The following is an 18,377-nucleotide window of genomic DNA, read 5'->3' as shown; positions in this document are numbered from 1 at the left end:
CCGATATAATCGAAACAAGCATAAAAAATGGCAGAAAGAAGAGTCAGAGTGCGCTTCGCACCAAGCCCTACAGGGGCATTGCATATCGGCGGCGTCCGTACCGCATTGTACAACTACCTTTTCGCGCGTCAGCATGGCGGCGACTTGGTGTTCAGAATAGAGGATACCGACTCCAACCGCTTCGTTCCAGGAGCCGAGGAGTATATCATCGAGTCGTTTAAGTGGCTCGGGATAAAGTTTGACGAGGGCGTGTCGTTTGGAGGAGAACATGGTCCGTATCGCCAAAGCGAACGTCGCGACATTTACAAAAAGTATGTCCAGCAGCTGCTCGATGCAGGAAAGGCTTATATCGCCTTCGACACTCCCGAGGAGCTGGAGGCTAAACGCGCCGAGATTCAAAATTTCCAATATGACGCTTCTACACGAATGCAGATGCGCAACTCGCTTTCCATGACAAAGGAAGAGGTCGATACACTCATCGCTGACGGACAGCAGTACGTGGTGAGGTTCAAGATCGAACCGGGAGAGGCTGTGCATGTTGACGACCTCATACGTGGCGATGTGCGCATCATGAGCGACATCCTCGACGACAAGGTGCTCTACAAGAGTGCCGACGAACTGCCCACATATCATTTGGCAAACATTGTCGATGACCATCTTATGGAAATCACACATGTGATACGCGGCGAGGAGTGGCTGCCAAGTGCCCCACTGCATGTGTTGCTTTACAAAGCGTTTGGATGGGAAGATACCATGCCACGCTTTGCTCACCTGCCGCTGTTGCTTAAACCCGAGGGAAAGGGAAAACTCAGCAAACGCGACGGCGACCGTCTCGGATTCCCAGTCTTCCCGCTCGAATGGCACGACCCGAAGACAGGCGAGGTGTCGTCGGGATACCGTGAGAGTGGCTATTTCCCAGAGGCTGTCATCAACTTCCTCGCTTTCCTTGGTTGGAACCCCGGCACAGAGCGCGAGATGTACAGTCTCGACGAGCTCGTCCCGCTGTTTGACATCAGCAAGTGCAGTAAGGCAGGAGCGCGTTTCGACTACCAAAAGGGTATATGGTTCAATCACGAATACATCCTGCAGAAGTCTGCCGATGAGATTGCCGCTATCTTTGCTGCCGACGTGAAGGCACATGGCATCGACACCACAATAGAACGCATCACTAAGGTTGTCGAGATGATGAAAGACCGCGTCAGCTTCGTCAGCGAACTGTGGCCATTGTGCTCGTTCTTCTTCGAGGCGCCAGCATCCTACGACGAGAAGACACGTAAGAAACGCTGGAAAGACGACTCGGCTCAGGCCATGGAAGAGCTCGCCTCACTGCTCGAAGGCCTCGACGACTTCTCGCTTGAGACACAAGAGAAGGCTGTGCATGAGTGGATAGAAGCCAAAGGCTACAAGTTAGGCAACATCATGAACGCTTGGCGACTGACTCTCGTCGGCGAGGGGAAAGGACCTGGTATGTTCGACATCTCGGCATTCCTCGGCAAAGAGGAGACTGTCCGAAGAATGAGAAAAGCCATTGAGGTATTGAAATAATAACATCAGTATGCTATACAATCTGGCAATATACTTCTATCTGTTTGGCGTTGTCATAGCCAGCTTCTTCAGCAAAAAGGTGAGGAAGATGTGGCGTGGCGAACGCCAGGCATTTGACGTGCTGAAAGAAAAGGTCGATCCCGAAGCCAGATACATTTGGTTCCATGTAGCCTCATTAGGTGAATTTGAACAGGGACGGCCCATCATCGAGGAGCTGCGGGAAAAGCATCCCGAGTATCGCATCCTTCTGACTTTCTTCTCACCCTCGGGATATGAGGTGAGAAAGAATTACGGAGGTGCTGACATCATCTGCTATCTGCCCCTCGACACTCCTATCAATGCCATCCGTTTCTTACGATTGGTACGCCCCGTGATGGCATTTTTCATTAAGTATGAGTTCTGGTACAACTACCTCCATATCCTGAAATACCGTAATGTGCCAGTGTATAGCGTGTCGAGCATCTTCCGTCCAGACCAGATATTCTTCCGCTGGTATGGTCGCCACTATGCCGGAGTGCTGCGCTGTTTCACACATCTCTTCGTGCAAAACGAACAGAGTAGAAAACTCTTGGAGAAACTCGATATCAGAAATGTGAGCATCGTCGGCGACACGCGCTTCGACCGCGTGTTGCAGATAAAGGAGCAGTCTAAGCACCTGCCTCTCATCGAGGCCTTCGTAAAGGATGCCGACCATGTCTTCGTGGCTGGAAGCAGCTGGGCGCCTGACGAGGATATCTTCATCCCTTATTTCAAGCAACACACGTCGTGGAAGGTGGTCATCGCCCCGCATGTCATCGGCGAGGAACATCTCGTGCAGATAGAACAGGCTCTCGGAGGCGATGTCGTCAGATACACTCGCACCAATGCTGAAGAGGCCGCAAAGGCAAGATATATCATCATCGACTGCTTCGGACTCCTTTCCAGCATCTACCACTACGGCGACGTGGCATACGTGGGAGGTGGCTTCGGCGTGGGAATACATAACGTGCTTGAGGCGGCGGTATGGGATGTGCCCGTAATCTTCGGACCTAACAACAAGCATTTCCAAGAGGCTCAGGAGCTGCTGAAATGTGGCGGAGGATTCGAGATTTCGTGCAACGAACACTTCGGCAAACTCATGGATAACTTTGCCGACGACAAACACTATCTCCGTTTCTGCGGAAACAAAGCCGGAGAATACGTGAAAAGCCAAGCAGGAGCTACCGCCTTGGTACTCGACTCAATCGCCTTCGAGTGAGGAGCGGGAATTGTGTGGAGTGGGAATAGTTAAACTTAAATATCATGGCACAGGGACAGATACAAAGTCAGACCCAACAACAGACGCAGAAACAAACGGCTACGCAGATGCAAATACTGCAAGCTCGACTGGCAGAACTCTCCGTAGCTCAGTTGGCTGAATGCATAAGGGCGGAGATTGACGATAATCCCGCTCTTGAACCAGTACAGCCCGACGATCGCTTTGACAACGACTACGACGAACCACACGACGACTCGTCTGACGATGACTTCGACACACAACGCGAACGGGAAGAACGGCAGTCGCAACTCGACGATGCACTCAGTAATCTCGGCGACGACGACGAACTGCCCGTATATGGCAACAGCTCGGCTAACAGCAGTACTTCGAGGGATCCAGCTTACGAACCGGGTGAGAGCTTTTACGATACACTCACCCTGCAGATGATGGAAACTGAACTCACTCCCTTGCAGCGCGAGATAATGGAATATGTCGTGGGATCGCTCGACGACGACGGATGGTTGAGAAAAGACAATGTAGCCATTGCCGACGAACTCGCCGTTTATCATAATCTCGATGTCTCGACAAGCGAGATAGAAAACGTGATAAAAAAACTTCAACAGTTCGATCCAGCAGGCATCGGAGCACGCTCGCTACAGGAATGTCTCATGCTACAGGTAGAACGCCGTAGCGACTCACTTGAGAAACGCTTGATGAAGGAACTCATTAACAAACACTTCGACGAGTTTGTCAAGAAACGCTGGGACAAGATCCAGCACGACATGGAAATAGACGATTCCACAGCTCAGCGACTGAGGCAGGAGATGACAAGGCTCAACCCAAAGCCAGGCGCATCCCTCGGTGCATACTCTGACGATGCCGTACAGCAGATAACCCCTGATGTGTATATCGACACTCACGACGACGGCACCGTGAGCTTCGCCCTCAACAATGGCGACGCTCCCGACCTTGCCATCACGTCCACCTTCATCGATATGGTGCGCCAAGATAATGGAAATGCCGATGCCATGAGCCGACAGATGCGTGAGGCTCTGCTTTACGCACGCAACAAGGTTGACCTTGCACAACGCTTTATCGAAGCACTGAAGATAAGACGCGATACGCTCACTACCGTGGTAAGGGCCATCATACATCACCAACATGATTTCTTCGAGGATGGCGACGACAGCTCATTGCATGCCATGCGACTCAAGGACATAGCCGAGAAGACAGGACTTGACATCTCAACCGTGTCGAGAGTGTGCAACGGCAAATATGCGCAGACGCGATGGGGCATCTTCCCCTTCAGGCATTTCTTCAGCGACGGATATGTCACCGACGACGGCGAGGAGATGTCAACACGGCGCATAAAAGCTGTCCTTCAGGATATTATCGACGGCGAAGACAAGAATGCGCCGCTCAGCGACGAAGCCCTCACACGTGTCATGGAGGAGAAAGGATTCCCCATAGCACGACGCACAGTGGCAAAATACCGTGAACAGATGGGAATACCCGTAGCCAGAATGAGAAAATAAACATTAATCATACATAAGACAATGAGATACATAAAGAAAATAATGATAGCCGCAAGGGTGATAAGTCTCATCTTCACGCCCTTCTATCTGCCGACAGTGGGACTGTTGGCTCTCTTTACCCTTAGCTATCTCAGCCTGCTGCCTACATCATACAAGCTCATGGTGCTGGCTATAGTGTATCTCTTCACCGTCTTGCTACCCACCTTTCTCATACATCTCTACCGCCGATACCAAAACTGGAATCTCATAGAATTAGGACAACGTGAGCGTCGTATGGTGCCGTATGTCATTTCCATACTCTGCTATTTCATGTGCGTATATATCATGAAGGCAATGCATATACCTCACTTCATGGCAAGCATAGTTATAGCTGCATTAGGCATACAGATCATCTGTGCCATCATCAACGCATGGTGGAAAATCAGCACTCATCTTGCTGCCATAGGTGGCGTGGTCGGCGCTGTGATGGCTTTCTCTGTCATCTTCGCATACAATCCCATACCATGGCTCTGCACCACCATCCTGCTCGCCGGAATCCTCGGCACCAGCAGAATGGTTCTGCGCCAACACTCTCTTAGCGAGGTGCTTGGCGGATTTTCCGTAGGTGTCGTGGTGGGCACTTTCTTAATGATGATATGAATTGTGGGAGAATCTGTCTCCTTCATCGTCAATATAAAAACAATTTAAATCTGATAATATATGAACCCTGTAGTAAGCATTATCATGGGCAGTACAAGCGACCTGCCCGTTATGGAAAAAGCTTGTAAGTTTCTCGACGAGATGCAGATTCCTTTCGAGGTAAATGCTCTCTCAGCTCACCGCACACCTGATGCAGTGGAGACTTTCGCACGTGAGGCAAAAGACCGAGGCATCCGTGTCATCATTGCTGCTGCTGGCATGGCAGCGGCACTGCCGGGAGTGATAGCTGCCTCTACCACACTCCCCGTCATCGGAGTGCCCATAAAGGGTATGCTCGACGGTCTCGACGCTATGCTCAGCATCATTCAGATGCCTCCTGGCATTCCTGTGGCGACAGTAGGTGTCAACGGAGCTCAAAATGCCGCCATCCTCGCCGTGGAGATGCTCGCCCTTGCCGATGCTGATGTGGCACAGCGCCTTGCACAGTATAAGGCTACCTTGAAGGAGAAAATTGAGAAGGCTAACCGCGACCTCGCCGAGGTGAAATACACATATAAGACCAACTAAGGCTATGATCGATCTCTTTAATTACAAGCGGCGCGAGGCTACCGTCACTCATGTGGGCAACACTCCCATGGGTGGCGATAATCCCGTACGCATCCAGTCGATGACCACCACCTCTACCACAGATACCGACGCGTCTGTCGCACAGACTGAGCGCATCGTCGATGCTGGTGGCGAGTATGTACGACTTACCACACAGGGCGTTCGCGAGGCTGAGAACCTTAAGAACATCAACGCCCGCCTGCGTGCCGATGGCTATCAGACTCCTCTCGTTGCCGACGTGCATTTCAATCCTAACGTGGCTGACGTGGCTGCGCTATATGCCGAAAAGGTCAGGATCAATCCCGGTAACTATATCGATCCTGCACGCACATTCAAGCATATAGACTATACCGACGAGGAATATGCCGCCGAATTGCAACGCCTCGAGGAGCGTTTCACGCGTTTCCTCGACATCTGCCGCGAACACCATACCGCCGTTCGCATTGGCGTCAACCACGGCTCGCTCTCTGATCGTATCATGTCGCGCTATGGCGACACTCCTGAGGGCATCGTCGAGAGCTGCATGGAGTTCCTGCGCGTGTGCCAGCGTCAGCAGTTCAACGACGTGGTCATCTCCATCAAGGCAAGCAATACGGTTGTCATGGTGCGTTCTGTACGTCTGCTTTGCAGCGAGATGGAGAAAGAAGGCATCAGCTATCCTCTTCATCTCGGTGTCACCGAAGCTGGCGAGGGCGAGGACGGTCGCATAAAGTCGGCTGTAGGCATCGGAGCCCTTCTTGCCGATGGTATCGGCGACACCATACGCGTCTCACTGAGCGAGGAACCTGAGGCGGAGATACCCGTGGCTCGTCATCTTGTGGATTATGTCACCCGTCGTCAGGGTCATATGCTCATTCCTGCTACCGCGTCCCCCTCTTTCGACTGGTTGCGTCCTGAGCGACGCGTCACCAAGGCGGTGAGCGACATAGGAGGCGATCGTGTTCCTGTGGTCGTGGCAAGCGTCACCCCTTCCGACCGCGTGTTGCAGCCCGACTATATCTATGTGGGCAACGATCTCTCACGTATCGTACCGGGAAAGAAATATATCGTGGATTATAATGTGTGGGACGCTAATGCCGTCAACACCTATCCTATATTCCCGTACAACGCCATACCCTTCGTCACCTCTTGCCGTGCTTCTGTCAAGTTCCTCGTCATCCCCTATGGAGCACCGTCAGACGAGTACATCGCCTGTCTGCGTCATAATCCGGAGGTGGTCGTGGTAAGTGTGAGTCAGCATCAGAACCGGCTTGGAGAGCAGCGTGCCCTCTTAAACGAACTCATGACGGCAGGCATCATGAATCCCGTGGTGTTCTGTCAGGCATACAGTCACAGCCAGGAGGAGAAGAGCCAGTTCCAACTTGAGTCGGCGGCTGACATGGGAGCATTGATGATGGACGGACTGTGTGATGGCCTCTGGTTGATGAACGACGGCAACCTCGCCCCTGACGACATCGTCGAGACCTCTTTCGGAATCCTTCAGGCTGCACGTCTGCGTACCACCAAGACCGAATATATCAGCTGTCCCGGTTGTGGCCGCACGCTATATGACCTCCGTTCTACCATTGCCCGCATCAAGGCGGCGACGAGTCATATGAAAGGATTGAAGATAGGCATCATGGGTTGTATCGTAAATGGCCCGGGAGAGATGGCTGATGCTGACTTCGGATATGTGGGTGCCGGTCGTGGCAAGATATCGCTCTACAAGAAGAAAGAGTGTATAATGAAAAACATTCCTGAAGAAGAAGCCGTAGAACGACTGCTTGAACTGATAAACAACGAGGGCGGAGAATAATTTCTCCACCCTCTTTTTTGTATGGCATCTGCTGGCTCTACAGATTTTGTCCGTGGATAGCCCACGCAAATCTGCGAGTAACAGTGAATGACTTTGGTAGTTAAAATGTGTGAATTTTTAGTGAAAATGGGGGAATGCCAATGGAAATGACATTTTTTTTCGTAACTTTGCAGCCATAAGATAAGTTGCGTTATCCAAAGTAAGAAATCTATTTTAAGAGAGTGGATTGTTACAGGACGAAGACAGTTCCCCGACATGGGGTTGTTATCAGACAAGGATAAAGAGTTGGACAATCATAAACCGACCGCAATGGAATCATCAAAAACAAGTTGGAATTAACACGATAGGTGTCATCCATATTAAACGTATTACTCACAATAACAACATGAAAAAATGATTGCTGTAATGAAAAGGAAAATCCAATTATTCTCCATCGCATGTGCCAGCACACTGCTGACGGCATGCGGACCGGACACTGACATCGCCGGCCCGCAGACGGAATTTGACAAGTATGCAGAAAGTTTCAAACAGATGATAGGGGGCGAAGTAGACAAGCGCCAGAACTGGGTCACGGGTACGGTGATAGAAGCCGACGTGACGACATCGAAGCCTGCCCTCGTGTCGGTATACACGCTCGGCAAGGAGACCCGCTCGCTCTATGCCCAGAAGACCGTGGACGGAAGGGAGACCTTCAAGTTTGACATCCCCCAGAACGCCGACACCCGCATCGCCTTCGAGGCTGACTACGGCGAGCACAACAGTGTTTACCGCATGATGAAACTCAACCTCGACCTCAAGCAGACTGCCAGCATCGACCTCAAACTGAATGCAGGCAGTTCTCCCACGCGCTCCATGTCTATCCGCGGAGCCATGGACAACATGCAGCCCACCAACTCGGTGCAGAACCCCAACAGCGCCCTCTGCGGAGAGAGCAACCAGAGCACCGACGGCGGCTATGCCGGACACCATTTCGGCTACACCTCCTTCCCCGGATGGTCGTGGGACAACATCGCCAAGGCTGTGCCCGAGTCGTCCGACCCCAAGAAGAACGGACAGATTACCAACTACGAACTCATCTCGACCGGTCCCTTCTATCTCTCGTTGCTCTACGGTTGCACGGGAACCTACTACCAGACCATCCTCGGCTACTATTATTATAAGGAGAAGGGCAACTATACCGACCTGGTGATGGTGGACCTGATGGATGTGCTGCGCCACGACTATGTGGACGGATATGCCAAGGTGCAGTACCAGCTCAATGGCGAGAGTCAGTGGCACGATGCCAACTTCGACTATAAGGACGGCGACGGACTGGGCGGGGGACAGGTGACCTCGCAGACCGCACGACATGGCGACGACGCCTACAACACCCTGCTCGTCAACCAGAAATACGGCGGTGTAGAAGGCATTCAGGCCGTGAGGGGCATCACCTTCCAGGTGAATGTGCCTGTGGGCTACCGATTGGGATTCTATCTCAAGAAAGGGCAGATGTCGGCCGGACAGAAGAGCCGCCTGCAAGAGCTCGGCGTACCCGAAGAGTGCCTGAAGAGCAACATGGGCCTGAGTTTCTCGGGAGCCGACCTGAACGTTTCAACCAACGGACGCCCCTACAAGAGCGTTATCCAGAAGTATGACGGCTACACCTTCATGGGTCTCGACGACAACCCTACCGCTGGCGACAGCGACTGCAACGACGTGACCTTCGGACTCACCGCCGGCAATGGCGGATCGCTGCCCGGTGTGCTCCTGCCCGGTGTGATGGACCTGGACACCAACAAGTATTACAACACCGACGGTACCATCACCGACGAGCCCACCGACGACTATGTGAAGAATGTGATTGAGGGCCGCGACCCCTTCGACTATGGAGAGGCGAAGCCCGAGGAGAAGCCCGGAGAGACAGAGGTAAAAGACCTTATCCACTGGACCATGGGCTTTGAGGATTTGGGTACCATCGGCGACTTCGACTTCAATGATGTGGTCATCAAGATTGTGCCCAACACCGCACAGAAAGCCAAGGTTTACCTTATGGCTACCGGCGGTTCCATCAATTCGGAGCTCCACTACATCGGTCCCAACGGCGACCAGAAGCTCTGCAGCGTACACAATATCCTGGGCAGTATGACCAACACCAATGGAGAAATCACCAAGGAGGCCAAGCTCATGGCCGAGGTGGACTGGCCCAATGGCTTCGTGATGCCCGAGGATGCCCACCGCTTCTATATCGTGGCCAAAGGCAAGAAGGTGGCCATCAGCACCGAACCCGGACAGGCGCCTGAGGCACTCTGTGTGCAGGGCGACTGGAAGTGGCCAACCGAGAACACCAGCATCGAGGCCGCCTATCCGCTCGTGGGCGAATGGGCCAAAGACCTGAACAACAGCGAGGCCCGCGACTGGTATAACCATCCCAACAACGACAAGGTCGTCAAGTAAATGGCTGATTCGCCGTAGGTTTATTATAAACGACAAGCAACGAGAGAGGGTGCTCCGGAAATCAATCCGGAGCACCCTCTCTCGTTGTATCTCTGTCGCCCGGCCTGTATCCTTCGGGGTGTACGTGACCTGCCGTTCTTCTTGTACCGTTGCACTATGATATTTGGCTAACAGATTTTGTGATTACGGTTCCTTCACCTGCCCTTGTGATCGACTTGGTGGGTGAGCCAAGCAGTCGGTAAGAGTTTGCCTTGGTTGAATAATCCCAGTTCTGGTTGAGATTTACGTTTGGTCAGAGCCACTTGTTGTCCTTATACCACTTTATGGTCTCGGTGACGCCGCGGTCAAGGTCGTACTCAGGTGCAAATCCCAGTTCGTTACGTGCGGGAGAGATGTCGCATCTCCAGTTGCGCTGTTTCATGATGTGGTACTTGTCGTTGTTGAGTGCTGAGATCTTTCCCGTTGCCCTGCCCACATATTCGCCTATGAAGGTGACCACGCGCAGCAACCATATAGGTGCTTTTATCCTTATGAGCCAAGGGTTGCCTAACTCACGGCGTATGAGGTCGCTGAAGTCGCGCGACGAGTAGTTGTTGCCGTCGCTGAGGAAGTATTTGCCGCCCGTCTGTCCATGGTCGAGTGCGAGGAATATGGCTTGCACCACGTCAAGCACATAGATGAAGGTAAGGGTCTGCTGTTTGTATCCTGCTGCAAAATCCACATGTCCCTTGATGCTTTTTGCCATGATGAAGTAGTCGCGTTCCCTTGGGCCATACACTCCTGTCGGACGGAGTGTCACGCAGGGGAGAAGTCCGCGACGTGTGAGGTCGTCGAGGTAATGCTCGCTTTCGAGTTTGCTTCGTCCGTAGTTGGTGTTAGGGCATGGTGTATCGGTGGCGAGGATATCTTTGTGGGGATAATCTTCCCTTACGTTTCCCACTACGCTGAGACTGCTGACAAAGACAAACCTCTTCAGTGGCATCTTCAGTGCCAGTAACGTATCGACAAGGTTTCGTGTTCCTTGGGTGTTGACTCGGTAAAAGTCGGCTGCATGGATGCATTTTGTCACTCCGGCGGCATGGACCACGTAGTCGAAACGCAATCCGCTCATGGCGTCGGTCATCTGGCGGCAGTCGTCGAAGTCGAGATGGAGGAAGTTGATGCGCTGGTCTTGCAGGTATCTGCGGCTGCTGGTCTGTCTTACCGCCACCCATACGTTCATTCCCTCTGCTAGAGCCTTATCGACGATGAAGCCGCCGATGAATCCCGTGGCTCCGGTGATGAGGATGTTTGATGTCTTTTCCATCTTTTTTTGTCGTGTTATAATATTCCTTTCAATGCCTTTTTTATCTTCCGTTCAGCCTTGTTTCTTATCTGGCGTGCCCGTTCGCGTTTGATGCACATCTGCGCTGCTATCTCCCTGAGGGTGAGTTTTTCGCGGCGTATGCCGTAGTAGCAGGTTATCACCTCTCGTTCCCGTTTGTCGAGAATGTCGAGAGTGTTGCGGATGATGTTCATCGAGGTCTGGAAAATGGTGTGGTTGTCAGGGTCGGTGGCATCTTTGTTTATGATGAGCGAGAGAAGGTTGATGTTCTCCCGTCCGCCGAGCGGTGCGTCATACGACAGCGGCATGCTGCGCCTTTTTTCCGTCGGCGTGGCCTCCTTGCGGGGCACACGATAGAGTCCGGCCTGCTGTTCAATGGCAGCCTCGATGCTTTTCTTTATCTCTGGAAGAACGAAGGCAGCGAAGCCTCCGCGCTCCGGGTCGTATTTGTCGGCTGCTTTTATCATGCCGATGGTGCCTTCGCTCACGAGGTCGTCGAGCTCCAGGCCTTGTCCTTGATATTTCCGTGCCGTAGAGACTACGAGTCCCATGTTTTCGGTCACGAGTTTGTTTCTGTCTTCTTTCATTGTATATCGTTCTTATTTGTTTATTCCTCTCTTTCCTATATCGTCATATATAGTTTGCAACAGTGCTTTTGCCTTTTTTATCCTCTCTTGTGTTGCGGCCGGGTTGTTGGCCTTTGCTGCCGGATGGTCTTCCATCTGCCGGTCGCTGATGATGTCATAGACGCTGCATCCTGTGCTGTCAGCGAATCCTATTCCTTCCTTAAAGGTGAAGAAGGCATAAGGATAGGTGTATGTCGGGCTGAGAATGTCGCGGCTGAAGGTGTAGGCTGAATGGTCGATGCCAAGGCTGCCGAGGAGTGTGGCCGCCATGTCCGACTGGTTCATGATCGTATCCACTACCTTGTGTTGTTTCACCCGGCCGCCTATCCACAACATCGTGTTGTGATGATGTGTGGCGTGGGATATGTCTTCAGGATAGTGGTAGCCATGGTCGGGGATGCATACTATGAGAAGGTTGTCCCACAGTGGCGTCTTGCGTATCTTCTCTACAAAGTCGCCAAGACATTTGTCGGTGAAGGCGAAGGCGTTTGGCACGGGGTCGCTGAATCTCTTGTACGGCACTACCCACGGCTCGTGGCTGCTGAGCGTGAGATAGCAGACGTGCCACGGCTCGTGTCGCTTGCCGCTTACTATGTCGTAGAGGCGGTTGAAGGTGATGTCGTCGTTGGCTCCCCATGGGTTTTGCTTTTTCTCGTCAGCCGAGAAGTCAACGTCAGACACTATTGTCTCATATCCTCCGGTGCGCAGATAGCTCTGCATGTTGGTGAAGTTGATGTCGCCGCCATAGAGGAAGGTGTTCTCGTATCCTTTTTCTTTCAGCGTTGATGCTATGCAAGGCAGCGAGCGGCTCTTTGCCGGTATCTTCATCACCGAGAGGGTGGGGAAGGCTGGATATCCGCTCAGCGTCGATAGCATGCCGCGGTCGGTACGGAAGCTGTTTGAGTAGCAGTTGGTAAACAGTATGCCTTCGCGTGCCAGGCGGTTGTAGTTTGGTGTTATGTCCTTTCGCCCGCTGACTGCCTCCACAAACTGTCCTCCAAAGCCTTCCATGAGTATCACGATGATGTTGGGCGGTGTGGCTGTTGAGTCATTGAGGGAGAGTGGCGTCGAGGGGGAAGCGGTTGTCGTTGTCGGTGTGCCGGATAGCAGTCCGTCAACGATCTTCGCCCTCTCTTCCTCGTCGAAATAGTCAAACTCCGAAGCGTAGTCGTCGGTCTTGTCGAGCGAGTAGATGAGGCTGAATGTGGGGTTCACGGCGGCATGGTTGAGGAACGTGTCGGAAGAGAAATACACCTTGCCTATGTTTGCCGTCGATTCGCCTACGCCGCCACGTATCGAGATGACGTATGCTGGCAGCAGCAACACGAAGCCTGCCGTCATCAGCCATCGCTCCTTCTTGCTCTTGATGGCATAAAGCCTTGTAGGCGTGACATATACGAGCAGGACCGTGATGGCCACTGTCGCCAACAGGGCATACACCACATGCAGTACTACAAAGCCTGCCGACACGCTGGCAAAGGCTCCGCCCGGCGACTCGAGATAGCTCACGGCAAGTGCGTCGAGCTTAAACTGCCAGAAGGGGTAGAGTGCCAGGTCGGAGACGAATATCGTGCCTACGGCAATGGCTATTAATATGTAATAAGGTGTGACGACGCGTCGCAGTCTTATCTCCTTTCCTATCCATACCGTAGCCATTATGGCAATCAGGGGCAATGCCACGATATATCCCGTCATGGGCACATCGAGCAGCAGTCCGTTTGTGATCACCTCCATCCATTGTGCCACACCATAGTCGTTGCCTTCAGGTGCGTCGGCCATCATGAACACTGTCTTCTGTGCGATGAATATCGTCACGATGGCGAGATAGAGCTTGATGATATATAGTATCCTCGTTCTCATCATTTGAAAAACTTGTTCATGTTCTTGATAGCTTCGTCAAACTCCTTCACGGGCATCTTGAAGTCGGTGACGGGTTTCATCTTCGGGTCAAACACCTCTAATGCTCCCTCAGCCTTCTTCTCCAGTATCGTGTCGCCGCCTATGATGAAGGCATAGTTGAGGTTGCTGCCCACGAGATGCCAGCGCCGGGGTGTGGTGTCGTGCAGCGAGCGCCCCATGGAGTAGTCGTCAGCCGGGTTTCTCACTCCCAAGTAGTGCGACATCAGCGTCGGCACAATGTCGTAGTGGGTGGTGCGATGCTTGTATTTGGCGGCCTCCGCTCCCGGGAAATGACATACCAACGGCACTCCTGTCTGGTTGACGGAGAAGTTGCTGTTGTGTCCCCAGTAGTTGCGGCGGTTCTCGTTAAACTCCTGGCTGTGGTCGCCAGTCAAGATGACGATGGTATTGTCAAGGTGCCCGCCTTCGTCGAGGGCCTTCAGCACTTCGCCTATCATCTTGTCGTCTTGATGACAGCAGTTGCGGTAAAGGTTCCAGAATGGCGTCGGGTCGAGGTCGTTGTTCAGCTTTGTATAGTCGGCATAGCTCCATGCCGGCGAGAAGGGCTTGTTTTGTTCTGCCGTCAGCTCGAAGCTGTGTGGGAGGTCGTAAAAGAGGAAGGAGAAAAACGGTTTCCCTTTTTCTTGTTTCCCAAGGTCGGAAACGAACATCGAGGTGAGCTTCTTGTCGCGGTCGAAGACGTTGTCGCCCTCCACGGTGATGTTCAAGCCTTTCAGGCGTCCGAAGATGGCTTTGTCAAAGGGCGGGTCGAGCAGCGTGGCGCTGGGATAGGTTTGGCACTTATAGCCTAACTCTATCAGTCGGTCGATAAACAGCGGATAGACATGGCTCGGGACAAACGACTCCCAGTAGTAGCACGAAAGACCGAAGAAGATGCCGAAGATGCTGCTTCGCGTGCCGTTGCTCGAACTGAGGTGGTTGGTAAACCATTGGTTCTGCTCCGCAAAACGATACACGTTTGGCATACACTCGGGTGTGAGCGTGCGGCTGTTCCACGAGTCTATGGCAATGAGCACAATGTTTGGCAGCGAGTCGGGCTTCACGGTCTCTAACTCGTGGAGTGGATATACGATGTCTGTACTCTGCCGGCTCGACGCCCGGTCGTCAAAACTCTCCGGTGCCACGATGCCCATATTCAGCAGCAGGCCGTTGGCTGTGGTGGGGAAGAAGTAGGGTATCAGCGCGGCACTCTTTGTCACCGACTGGTGCTGCATAAACGAAGCGTAGATATGCCATACATGTGCGTAGAGCGTGCATCCGGCAAAGGCGAGAGCCACCGGCCATACATACGCCTTTCCCCTTTTCCGCAACACATATCGGGCCATCCATTGGAGAAGGACGATTGCAGCCACTACGACTAGAAACCTCAGTCCTTCCTTCAAGTAGAGCATCGTGTCGAAGGTGAATATCTGCGACGCGCCGTCTCCAAACACCATGCCGAGTATCATGCCGTTGATATGGAAACGATATATGGCATACACCTGACTGTCAAGCAGTAGGAGGATGAAGATCAGGGTGGCTGCAGTCGTCTGCGTTATAGTGGCCACCCTTGGCAGTTGCAGCGCAAGAAGCACCACAAACAAGGCGTACGGCACCAACATCAGCTGAGAGGCATGGCTGATGCACGATGCGATGAAAAACACCCATCCTTCCACGTCCATCAGTTCGGCAATGCTTGTTCCGTCAATAAAACCCACCATCAACAGTGCTGTCGCTATCGTCGATAAGGCATAAAACACAAATCCCTTTTTCAGACTATATATAAACCGTTTCTTGTCCATCTTCATGAAGCATAATATATATCGTCTGCAAAGTTACGAAAAATCAAACTTCCCACCAAATATTTTCTCCTTTTTATATTACTGAAGAAAAAACTTTGTTTAGACGTATGCAAAGCGAATCACTACGGCCTCTCGCGCGTGATAAACTTTGTTTTATATGTCATCTGTCACCTTTCAGCAGTAATAAACTATAATACAGCTTCTTACAAGGTGACAGATGTGGTGACAGAGAGATTTATCTGTCACCACAAGACTAACATCTGTCACCACAAGACAAACATCTGTACGCCAAGACAAAAGAAACATCCCAACATAACGAAACAAAGAGAGGGGAAGCCAGGCTCCCGCCTCGCTTGTTCCGGTCCTATAGGACATTGACATCTTTGTCATCTTTTGACCTACATTTTTCCACAAAAAGTTTGGAGATATGAAATGTTATTGTTAACTTTGCGCAAAATATGATTACTGATGGAAGCAGAAGAAATGAAATCGCCCTTTGAGGAAATCAAGATCACAGACGAGAGCGGCAGTGAGTGGTGGAACTCACGTCAGCTTGCCAAAGTCATGGGCTATACGAAATACTGGAATTTCGAACGGCTCATTGACAAGGTGGCACACGCCCTTCAAGTGGAACGCGGATTGACTCGAAACAATCATTTTCGCGAGATAGAAGAAATGGCCCGGCTGGGTAATGGCACATCCCGACGAGTAACCAGCCTGCTGCTTTCACATACGGCTTGCATGGGCATTGCCTGTAACGCCGACCAACGCAAACCCATGGTGAAGATGGCACGAGAGTATTTCCAAGGCACTCTGACAGGCAACGAACTTGCCAAAGGTATGGAAGGCAATGTCCTCATCTACCGTTCCTCCACAGGCAAGGTGAATGTTTCAGTACTATTCAATCAAGACACTTTCTGGCTCTCGCAACAACGCATGGCGGAACTTTTTGGCACGGCGGTTTCTACCATTAATTATCACTTGAAACAGATAGATGAATCAGGAGAAGTCCATTTGTCCGATGCAATTCGAAAAATTCGAATTTCCTCGGAACAATGGGAAGAACAAGGCGTGACACTCTACAATCTTGATGTCGTGATAGCTGTGGGATATAGGGTAAATAGCTACGAGGCCACACAGTTTCGCATCTGGTCGGCAAAAGTACTGAAGGAATACATTGTAAAGGGATTTGCACTTGACGATGAGCGACTGGAAAGAGCTATTGTGCAAATTTCTGTCCTTCAACGACCGTGACATCCTTCCCGATGCAGGACGCGTGTCTCATGATCAGGCAGAAGAGAAGGCCAAAGGTGAATACGAAAAATATCGCCTGATTCAAGACCGCCCCACCCCCGCCGACAACAACTGAAGTGAACCCTGCCCCGTTCATGTACAGTCTCCTCGGCGCGGGATACGTATAGGAAGTTAAAGGAGGGTGTGCCGTAATGGGCAATGCACCCTCTTTGCCATCTGGAAGGTATCATTTGAACTTCCATTCGTCGAATGTGATATTGTTTCCTTTTAGGACAAAACAGAGGTCCATTGTGCCTGTCATATTCGTTTGAAGTTGGGATTCTATGAGTTTCATTTGCGGGGTACTGACTTTGATTGAAGCTATGACTTCTCCGTCCGGCCTATCCCGGCGGACTTCTATGATTCCGTTTCCGGATGCCTTAATTTTCAGACTGGAAGGTGCTTTGTTGAATTCCACACCTCTGACAGCAATGATGCCAGTCTTGTTGGGAACGGTGACGGCATACATGTCTCCGATCCTTTTTCCATTTGTGAACTTGACGCCTTGTGTGGCTGCTGTGGTTTCGGCCTGCTGGATGATGAACGGATTCATAGACTGTATCTGTTTTACGCCTTTCAGAGTCTGATTACCCATGTGGATATTCACAGTATTCTCGTCGATTTGTATTTTATCGACACAAACATTACGAAAACCAGCTGTTGTATTGAAACTATGTTGCAAACTCATTGTGTGATAGAATATATACCATTTCCCGCGGTATTTGTGTAGATGTGTATGATTGTTGCTGAAGTCAAATCCATATTCTCCAGGGTTTTTCATATAGTTGTGCTGGTATTGCCAACTTTCGCTTACCAGCGGAGTCTTGCTAGTCATGTAACTCATGCAACAGATGGTTGGTTTCTCTGTCGGGAGAGGCCAGTCGCTAAAATCTTGCCAATCTATGTTATAAGTATAAACGTATGTGCCGTTGATGTAGTTTAATTCGTTAGCTTCGAAATGATGGGGAGCGTTGATGGGGGTTATCGGGCCATCCACACTAATCATGTCTTTTCCCAAACGCATAATGCGAGCACATCCTCCGCCTACTGTCAGCCAACCTTTTCCTTTGTCATCGATGACTACACCCGGATCGAAAGCGGCTTTGCATTCTCCTGCTATGCCGGGAGTGTTTGTATCTACCAAACTATGATTCAGTGGGCTTGACCACGGTCCTATGGGGGATGTGGATGTCAGCACTGCGGTTCCATCCCCGCTATTGGAGAAATAGAGGTAGAAGTGAGTCTTGCCGTCCGCTTCCTCACGTTTTGTGACCGACGGTGCCCATGATGTTTTTATCCATGGGGCGATGCTGTCTGTTTTAATAATTCCGTGATAGGTCCAGTTTGTCATGTCATCGGTAGATATCATCACCAGAGATTTGATGTATTCGTAGGAGTTTTTTCCGTAACCGCCTATTGTCTCATATTGTTGCTGATCGTTTGTTGCGTACACATAGAGTCTGCCTTTATATTCTACTGCAGTTGGATCCGCTGTAAACATAAAATCCAGTAGGGGATTTCCATCTCCTGTGGTGAGTTTAGGGGAAACGTCCGGCATGGTTACATAAGGCACGGAATCATTTTGCAGGGACGGATTTTCTCCGGCCTGCGCATTTTGCTGGTGAGATATCATACATGCAGCA

The 18,377-nt window shown here is 51.4% G+C and carries 14 protein-coding genes; 9 read left to right on the top strand and 5 right to left on the bottom strand.

Annotated elements, in window-relative coordinates:
* Window positions 1–27: 27 nt before the first annotated feature.
* The 7 genes from gltX (at window position 28) to CIK99_RS03660 (ending at window position 9,790) form a co-directional block, all read left to right on the top strand.
* Window positions 28–1,545, top strand: coding sequence for a glutamate--tRNA ligase (gene gltX, locus CIK99_RS03690; RefSeq protein ID WP_094379893.1), 1,518 nt, complete (start codon window positions 28–30; stop codon window positions 1,543–1,545).
* Window positions 1,546–1,555: 10 nt separating this feature from the next.
* Window positions 1,556–2,782, top strand: a complete 1,227-nt coding sequence (locus tag CIK99_RS03685; protein ID WP_094379891.1) for a 3-deoxy-D-manno-octulosonic acid transferase — start codon at window positions 1,556–1,558, stop codon at window positions 2,780–2,782.
* A gap of 44 nt (window positions 2,783–2,826) precedes the next feature.
* Window positions 2,827–4,317, top strand: coding sequence for an RNA polymerase factor sigma-54 (gene rpoN / locus CIK99_RS03680; RefSeq protein ID WP_094379889.1), 1,491 nt, complete (start codon window positions 2,827–2,829; stop codon window positions 4,315–4,317).
* A 21-nt stretch (window positions 4,318–4,338) separates the two neighbouring features.
* Window positions 4,339–4,956: a hypothetical protein gene (locus CIK99_RS03675; RefSeq protein ID WP_094379886.1), complete on the top strand. Its 618-nt coding sequence runs from the start codon at window positions 4,339–4,341 to the stop codon at window positions 4,954–4,956.
* 60 nt (window positions 4,957–5,016) lie between these two features.
* Entirely contained in the window at window positions 5,017–5,523 is a 507-nt protein-coding gene (purE, locus tag CIK99_RS03670) for a 5-(carboxyamino)imidazole ribonucleotide mutase (RefSeq protein ID WP_094379884.1), read from the top strand.
* A gap of 4 nt (window positions 5,524–5,527) precedes the next feature.
* Complete coding sequence (locus CIK99_RS03665; RefSeq protein WP_094379881.1) at window positions 5,528–7,357, top strand: 4-hydroxy-3-methylbut-2-en-1-yl diphosphate synthase; 1,830 nt, start codon at window positions 5,528–5,530, stop codon at window positions 7,355–7,357.
* A gap of 405 nt (window positions 7,358–7,762) precedes the next feature.
* Window positions 7,763–9,790, top strand: coding sequence for a DUF4842 domain-containing protein (locus CIK99_RS03660; RefSeq protein ID WP_158215892.1), 2,028 nt, complete (start codon window positions 7,763–7,765; stop codon window positions 9,788–9,790).
* A 292-nt stretch (window positions 9,791–10,082) separates the two neighbouring features.
* Here the strand turns inward: CIK99_RS03660 and CIK99_RS03655 are convergent, their stop codons facing one another.
* From CIK99_RS03655 to CIK99_RS03640, 4 genes are read right to left on the bottom strand one after another with little or no spacing between them, the layout of a single operon-like run.
* Window positions 10,083–11,096 (bottom strand): NAD(P)-dependent oxidoreductase, encoded by a 1,014-nt coding sequence (locus CIK99_RS03655; protein ID WP_094379876.1) that lies wholly within the window; start codon window positions 11,094–11,096, stop codon window positions 10,083–10,085.
* A 14-nt stretch (window positions 11,097–11,110) separates the two neighbouring features.
* Window positions 11,111–11,701, bottom strand: a complete 591-nt coding sequence (locus CIK99_RS03650; RefSeq protein WP_094379874.1) for a sigma-70 family RNA polymerase sigma factor — start codon at window positions 11,699–11,701, stop codon at window positions 11,111–11,113.
* A gap of 12 nt (window positions 11,702–11,713) precedes the next feature.
* Window positions 11,714–13,603: an LTA synthase family protein gene (locus CIK99_RS03645; RefSeq protein ID WP_254047713.1), complete on the bottom strand. Its 1,890-nt coding sequence runs from the start codon at window positions 13,601–13,603 to the stop codon at window positions 11,714–11,716.
* On the bottom strand, window positions 13,600–15,441 hold the full coding sequence (locus CIK99_RS03640) for a DUF3413 domain-containing protein (protein ID WP_094380106.1): 1,842 nt from the start codon (window positions 15,439–15,441) through the stop codon (window positions 13,600–13,602). Before CIK99_RS03640 ends, CIK99_RS03645 begins: the two co-directional genes overlap by 4 nt.
* 483 nt (window positions 15,442–15,924) lie before the next feature.
* On the opposite strand from CIK99_RS03640, the gene rhuM reads away from it, so the two are divergent.
* Window positions 15,925–16,695, top strand: a complete 771-nt coding sequence (gene rhuM, locus CIK99_RS03635) for a RhuM family protein (protein ID WP_254047712.1) — start codon at window positions 15,925–15,927, stop codon at window positions 16,693–16,695.
* The gene (locus CIK99_RS03630) at window positions 16,664–16,810 is read left to right on the top strand and encodes a RhuM family protein (RefSeq protein WP_158215891.1); all 147 of its coding nucleotides are present in this window, start codon (window positions 16,664–16,666) and stop codon (window positions 16,808–16,810) included. The genes rhuM and CIK99_RS03630 overlap by 32 nt, the downstream gene beginning before the upstream one ends.
* 111 nt (window positions 16,811–16,921) lie before the next feature.
* Here the strand turns inward: CIK99_RS03630 and CIK99_RS03625 are convergent, their stop codons facing one another.
* Complete coding sequence (locus CIK99_RS03625) at window positions 16,922–18,367, bottom strand: glycoside hydrolase family 43 protein (protein WP_371590867.1); 1,446 nt, start codon at window positions 18,365–18,367, stop codon at window positions 16,922–16,924.
* Between the last annotated feature and the right edge of the window lie 10 nt (window positions 18,368–18,377).

This window comes from Prevotella sp. P5-92, from assembly GCF_002251245.1.
Lineage (GTDB): Bacteria > Bacteroidota > Bacteroidia > Bacteroidales > Bacteroidaceae > Prevotella.
The sequence above is the reverse complement of the archived record's forward strand: the minus strand, read 5'-3'. Positions and strand labels throughout refer to the sequence as shown.